This is a genomic window from Clostridioides sp. ZZV15-6598 (assembly GCF_020657705.1).
Classification (GTDB): domain Bacteria; phylum Bacillota; class Clostridia; order Peptostreptococcales; family Peptostreptococcaceae; genus Clostridioides; species Clostridioides difficile_F.
In genome coordinates, this window is record NZ_JAGWCS010000183.1 from 1 (window position 1) to 5,998 (window position 5,998).

A 5,998-nucleotide genomic window follows, 5' to 3' on the forward strand; every position below is an offset into this window, starting at 1 on the left:
GTATGTACCTTTGTCAATTGTAGATTAATGTTGATTTGCTTTTTAATATAAAAATATACTTTAATAAGTCGAAACATTAATTTTTAAAGTATATTGCAAAAAAGCGTTAAATAAAAAAAACATAAAATACAGTGTTATAAGGATTAAAGATGTAAGACAAACTTAAAACATTTATTTTATTGTTAAGTAATGCTATAATATAATGTGATTTTAATAATGATAGTGGAGGTTTAAAAATGAGAGTCGAGGCCCCTATAAAAGTAGATCGAAAAACTAAAAAGCTTGCTAAAAGAGTTGAAAGTGGGGAAATAGCAGTTATAAATCATATAGACATAGATGAAGTTGCTGCAAACTCTTTGGTAGAAGCCAAAATAAAACTTGTCATAAATGCGGCTCCTTCTATAAGTGGTAGATATCCTAATAAAGGTCCAGGAATATTGACTGAGAATAATATCTTAATAATTGACAATATTGGAGAAGAATTATTTGAAGAATTAAAAGAGGGACAAACTATAGAAGTTATAGATGGAAAGATATATAGAGAAGGAGAGTTTTTAGGTGCAGGAGAAGTTTTAGATAAGTATGAAGTTTCGTATCAAATAAAGGCTGCTTATGAAAACTTAGCCGTAGAATTAGATAGATTTATAGACAATACTATAGATTATGCTAAAAAAGAAAAAGGATTTATACTTGGTGAAGTAGAAATTCCAAAAGTACAAACTAATTATGCAAATAAGCATGTATTAATAGTTGTAAGAGGTCAGGACTATAAAGAAGATTTAAGCACAATGCTTTCATACATAGAAGAGGTAAAACCTGTTCTAGTTGGTGTTGATGGAGGCGCAGATGCTTTAATTGAGTTTGGATATACTCCAGATGTAATTGTAGGAGACATGGATAGTGTAAGTGATGAAGCTCTAAAAAAAGCTAGTGAAATAGTAGTACATGCTTATACAGATGGTAGAGCACCAGGTCTTAAGAGAGTTCAAGAGCTAGGTTTGGATGCAGTTGTATTTCCTGCACCAGGAACTAGTGAAGATATAGCTATGCTTATTGCGTATGAGTATAAAGCAGAGTTAATAGTAGCAGTGGGTACACATTCAAATATGATTGATTTCCTTGAAAAAGGAAGAAAGGGAATGGCAAGTACTTTTTTAGTTAGACTAAAGATAGGTTCTAAGCTTATAGATGCTAAAGGAGTTAACTTGCTATATAGAAGCAAGCTAAAGATAAAGTACATATGGGCATTAATAGCAACAGCCTTATTTCCTGTGTTGGTAGTTGCATCACTGTCACCAGGAGTTCAACAATTTATACAGTTAATGCAATTGAAATTTAAAGTATTATTACAGATGTAAATTTTAGGAGGATAAATATGCATATTAATATGAAATATTATATAGTCACTATTGGTGCTATATTTATAGCTTTGGGTATAGGCATGTTAGTAGGATTTAATTTAAATAATAATCAACAATTAAGCGAGCAACAAGCAAATATAATAAATGACTTGGATGATAAATTTAATATTTTAAAAGAAAAAAATGATAAACTTGATGTAGATTTAGCAAAGGTAAATAAAGATTATGAAGAAGCAATTAATTTTATAAATAAAAATGTGGATAAGGTTTTAATTGGTTCATTAAGTGGAAAAAGTATAGGAATAATATCAGCTAATGAAAATGACGATTATACAAAAAATATAGAAGATATAATAAACAAATCTAATGGTAGTGTTGCATTTAACATAGTGTTAAAAGAAAATATAACAAATCCAGAAAAATTAAAAGAAATCTCAAGTAAATTAGGTACAGAAATTAAAAATACAAATGATGCAGTTAATTATATAATTGATACTTTGAAAAAGGAAGATGCAAGTGACATTTTGACATATCTTCAAGAACTAGATGTAATAAAATTTAACTCTATTGGTGACACATATCTAAAATATGAATCTGTTGTAATAGCTGGTGGAAATGATGCAAAAGATAATACAAAACAATTTGATAAAATAGAAAAATTTGTAGTTTCAAAAATAAAATCAGAAAATAAATATTTAGTAGAAGTTCAAAATACAGGAGTTAAAACTTCTTATGTAGAATTATATTCTAAAAATAAAGTTGCAACTATAGATAATATCGATGAAGGTGTAGGAAGTGTATCTCTAGCTATGCTTTTACAACAAGGTAATATAGTTGGTAATTTTGGTAGATTAGATACTGCAACTTCATTGTTGCCATCTATTAAATAGAAATAATTTTAAGGAGAGAAAAAATGGATTCTTATATAAGTATAATAATACCAGCTTATAATGAAGAAAGTAGAATAAACTATACATTAGAAAGTATAGTTGGAATTAAAGAAATAAATGAAATAGTAGTTGTAGATGATGGTTCAACAGATAATACTGCTCAGGTTGTATCTGAATTAAAGGATGAAAAGATTAAATTTTTTAAGTTAGATAAAAACAGAGGTAAAGGATATGCTTTAAACTATGGGCTTAAAGTATCGATGAAAAGTGCAAATATTATAGGATTTTTGGATGGAGATTTAGGCAGCTCTGCTAAAGAAATTGAAAAATTAATTGTACCAATATTAAACGGTGAAGCTGATGTTACTATAGCGAAGTTTCCTCCTGCAAAGAAAAAAGGAGGTCTTGGATTTGTAAAAGGTTTAGCTAAAAATTCTGTTTTTGAGATGACAGGAGTTGAGCTAGATGCAACTCTATCAGGTCAAAGAATATTCAAAAGAGAAGTTTTAGAAAAATTTGATGAAATACCTTTTGGATATGGCGTTGAAGTTGGAATGACGATTGATATACTAAAGTATGGTTTTAAAATTAAAGAAGTATTAGTAAACATGACTCATAATGAAACTGGCAGAAATTTAAAAGGATTTGTTCATAGAGGTAAGCAGTATTATCATATAAAAAAGGTTTTAGGACAAAAAAAGAAGGAATGGAGGTAATATCTTAGTGAAAGATTATATACTTTATACCATTTTATTATTAACAGGATTATTTGGAACCTATGCTGCAATACCACTATTTAAAAATTTATTAATAAATGGAAATATACTTAGGCCAAACTACAAAAAAGATATGATACCAGTAAGTATGGGAATTGTATTTTTACCTATGCTTGTAATTAATGGAATAATACTTGCATTTTTTACTACAGAATATAGAGATTTAGCATATGTATTTATGTTTATGTTTGGTATGATATCCATGTTTTTTGCAGGAATACTAGATGATGTTATTGGAAATAGAGATGTAAGTGGTCTAAAAGGTCATTTTAAAAGTTTATTTAAGGGAAGTCTTACAACTGGAGGTTTTAAGGCACTGTTTGGTGGATTTGTAGGAATTATAATTTCTGTGTCCATATCAAAAGACATAATAGATATAATAGTAAATACATTAATAATAGCTCTATCAACTAATTTAATGAATCTTTTAGATTTAAGACCAGGAAGAGCAATAAAAGCATATTTATTTATAATGGTGATTGTATTTTTAACATTGACAGGATTTGTTCAAGTTCTTCCACTACTTATAGTTCCAAATGTGCTTGCATACTTTAATTATGATTTAAAGGCAAGAGCAATGATGGGAGATACTGGTTCAAATGTTCTTGGAATGTCTATTGGAATTCTAATTTCTTTTGGATATCCATTTAATATTAGACTGGGATGGTTAATATTTGTAGTTATTATTCATATATTTACTGAAAAATACTCATTGACTAAAATAATAGAAAAAAATAAATTATTAAATTTTATAGATAAGTTGGGAAGGTAGCATTATGATAAGCAAAAGAGTGGGGATTGTTGAATCAATTGTAAGTCAAACCGAAACGCTGGATGATATAAGAGTAAATATAAATGGAGAAATACAAAGAGCATATAATTATCCAAAACTATCTGGGGTAGTAGCTATAGGAGACGAAGTAGTTTTAAATACAACAGCAGTAGAACTAAGTCTAGGAACTGGTGGATATCATTTTGTAATAACCAATTTAAACAATTTAGAATCTAGTTTAATTGAAGGTGGCCATATAATGAAACTTAGATATACACCACTTCAAATAAAGGTAGATTCTGTTGAGGAACAAGAAAGCATTTATCATGATAAATTTGGTGATTTTACAGAGTTAGAAGACCTTCCTGTTGTAGTAGGGACTCTTCATAGCATGTTAACTCCATTTGTAGCTTCATTTAAAAGAAATAATCCTAATAAGAAACTAGTATATATAATGACTGATGGAGCATCTCTTCCAATTTATTTAAGTAAAAATGTAGATACCTTAAAAGAAAAAAAATTAATAGATAGTACAATAACTATAGGAAATGCATTTGGGGGAGACTATGAGTGTATAAATATATACACTGCATTGATTACAGCAAAAGAAATATTAAAAGCAGATGTAGTATTTGTAAGTATGGGTCCAGGAATTGCTGGTACAGGTACTAAATATGGATTTACAGGAATTGAACAAGGTCCAATTCTTGATGCTATAAGAAAGCTTGGAGGAAGAGCAATAGCAATTCCAAGAATTAGTTTTGCTGACAAACGAGAAAGACATCAAGGTATTTCACATCATAGTATGACTGTATTTGAAGAAATCGTAAATGTAAATATAGATATACCAATAACTATATATGATGATGAAAAATTAAAATTTATAAAAGAACAAGTTAAATCCAGTGGTTTAGATAAAAAGCATAATATAATTTATATAGATAATAATAAAACGAAAGAGGATTTAGACTATTTTAATCTAAAAGTAAAAAGTATGGGAAGAAATTATGAGCAAGATGAGGCATTTTTTAAAGCTGCAAGTACAGCAGCATATTACTTAATGGAGGTTTAAGATGGTATTAGAAGAAAAAACTATTAGTAGTGATAGAGTTTATACAGGTAAGGTAATTACTTTAAAGGTCGATACTGTTGAAATTCCAGGACAAGGATATCAAAAAAGAGAATTAGTAGAAGTTGGTGGTGCAGTAGGAATAGTTGCAATTACAGATGATAATAAAGTTGTATTAGTGAAGCAATTTAGAAAACCTATAGAAAAACCAATTTTTGAAATTCCAGCTGGTAAGCTAGAAAAAAATGAAAGTCCCAAAGAATGTGCTGAGAGGGAGTTAAAAGAAGAAACTGGCTATAGTGCAAAAAATATTAAGCTAATACATAAATTTTTTACTTCAGCAGGTTTTTCTAATGAGATAATGTTTGTATATTTGGCAACAGGTCTTACTCCAGGAGAAAATAATCTAGATGCAGATGAATTTTTAGATGTTTACGAAGTTGAGCTTGAAGAAGCCTATAATATGGTATTAAAAAATGATGTTGAGGATGCAAAAACTTCTATTGGATTATTATTAGTAAAAGATATGTTTAAAAATTAATATTTATAAAAATGAATAACCCCTTGTCCTACAGCATATTATTTTATAAAGGACAAGGGGGAATAAAATTGAGAAAAACATATAGAAAAAATGATTTTAGAGAATTAAATAGACAAATAATTATTATAGGATTGTTGTTTATGATGTCTATTGTTATTGGGTCCTATATAAATAAAATATTACCAGGTTCTAGTGATAATATATTAAACAATATAAATCCTGCTGTAGAGTATTATAATCTGAATATAAATGTAAAAGATACAGTTCTACAAAATTTAAAGTCAGATACAATCTTTATGGGCTCGATAGCTCTATTAAGTCTATTTGTAGTAACAATTCCAGCAGTATTAGTAATTTTTGTGTTAAAGGGAATGTCAATTGGATATACAATAAATAGTTTTATATTGGCATTAAAATTTAAAAGTGCAAAAATGATTTTAATAATATTATTTAAAAATTTGATTATTATTCCATGTGCAATCATATTAACATTAATTAGTTTAAGCTATTTTAAAGAGATGGTTTATGAATTTAAAAAGAAAAATAGAAGAAATATGCAGTTTTTAATTAAGAGGTACATACTAAATAT

General features: G+C 27.9%; 7 protein-coding genes. All 7 read left to right on the forward strand.

Annotated features, from left to right (window positions below; genetic code table 11):
- The first annotated feature begins 236 nt into the window (after positions 1–236).
- Complete coding sequence (steA, locus tag KGF50_RS19830; RefSeq protein ID WP_227434135.1) at positions 237–1,358, forward strand: putative cytokinetic ring protein SteA; 1,122 nt, start codon at positions 237–239, stop codon at positions 1,356–1,358.
- 17 nt (positions 1,359–1,375) lie between these two features.
- On the forward strand, positions 1,376–2,251 hold the full coding sequence (locus KGF50_RS19835; RefSeq protein WP_227434136.1) for a copper transporter: 876 nt from the start codon (positions 1,376–1,378) through the stop codon (positions 2,249–2,251).
- A 23-nt stretch (positions 2,252–2,274) separates the two neighbouring features.
- The gene (locus tag KGF50_RS19840) at positions 2,275–2,967 is read left to right on the forward strand and encodes a glycosyltransferase family 2 protein (RefSeq protein WP_227849655.1); all 693 of its coding nucleotides are present in this window, start codon (positions 2,275–2,277) and stop codon (positions 2,965–2,967) included.
- A gap of 7 nt (positions 2,968–2,974) precedes the next feature.
- Positions 2,975–3,799, forward strand: a complete 825-nt coding sequence (locus KGF50_RS19845; RefSeq protein WP_227849656.1) for a glycosyl transferase — start codon at positions 2,975–2,977, stop codon at positions 3,797–3,799.
- 4 nt (positions 3,800–3,803) lie between these two features.
- On the forward strand, positions 3,804–4,871 hold the full coding sequence (locus tag KGF50_RS19850; protein ID WP_227849657.1) for a DUF3866 family protein: 1,068 nt from the start codon (positions 3,804–3,806) through the stop codon (positions 4,869–4,871).
- 1 nt (position 4,872) lies between these two features.
- Complete coding sequence (locus KGF50_RS19855) at positions 4,873–5,409, forward strand: NUDIX hydrolase (protein ID WP_227434140.1); 537 nt, start codon at positions 4,873–4,875, stop codon at positions 5,407–5,409.
- Between the two features lie 68 nt (positions 5,410–5,477).
- A partial coding sequence (locus KGF50_RS19860; protein ID WP_227849658.1) for a stage II sporulation protein M occupies positions 5,478–5,998 on the forward strand: 521 nt, incomplete at its 3' end.

What these genes read in the sequence shown, in the direction of transcription:
- steA (WP_227434135.1), top strand. Translation starts at nt 237, where the DNA reads ATGAGAGTCGAGGCCCCTATAAAAGTAGATCGAAAAACTAAAAAGCTT.
- KGF50_RS19840 (WP_227849655.1), top strand. Translation starts at nt 2,275, where the DNA reads ATGGATTCTTATATAAGTATAATAATACCAGCTTATAATGAAGAAAGT.
- KGF50_RS19855 (WP_227434140.1), top strand. Translation starts at nt 4,873, where the DNA reads ATGGTATTAGAAGAAAAAACTATTAGTAGTGATAGAGTTTATACAGGT.
- KGF50_RS19835 (WP_227434136.1), top strand. Translation starts at nt 1,376, where the DNA reads ATGCATATTAATATGAAATATTATATAGTCACTATTGGTGCTATATTT.
- KGF50_RS19850 (WP_227849657.1), top strand. Translation starts at nt 3,804, where the DNA reads ATGATAAGCAAAAGAGTGGGGATTGTTGAATCAATTGTAAGTCAAACC.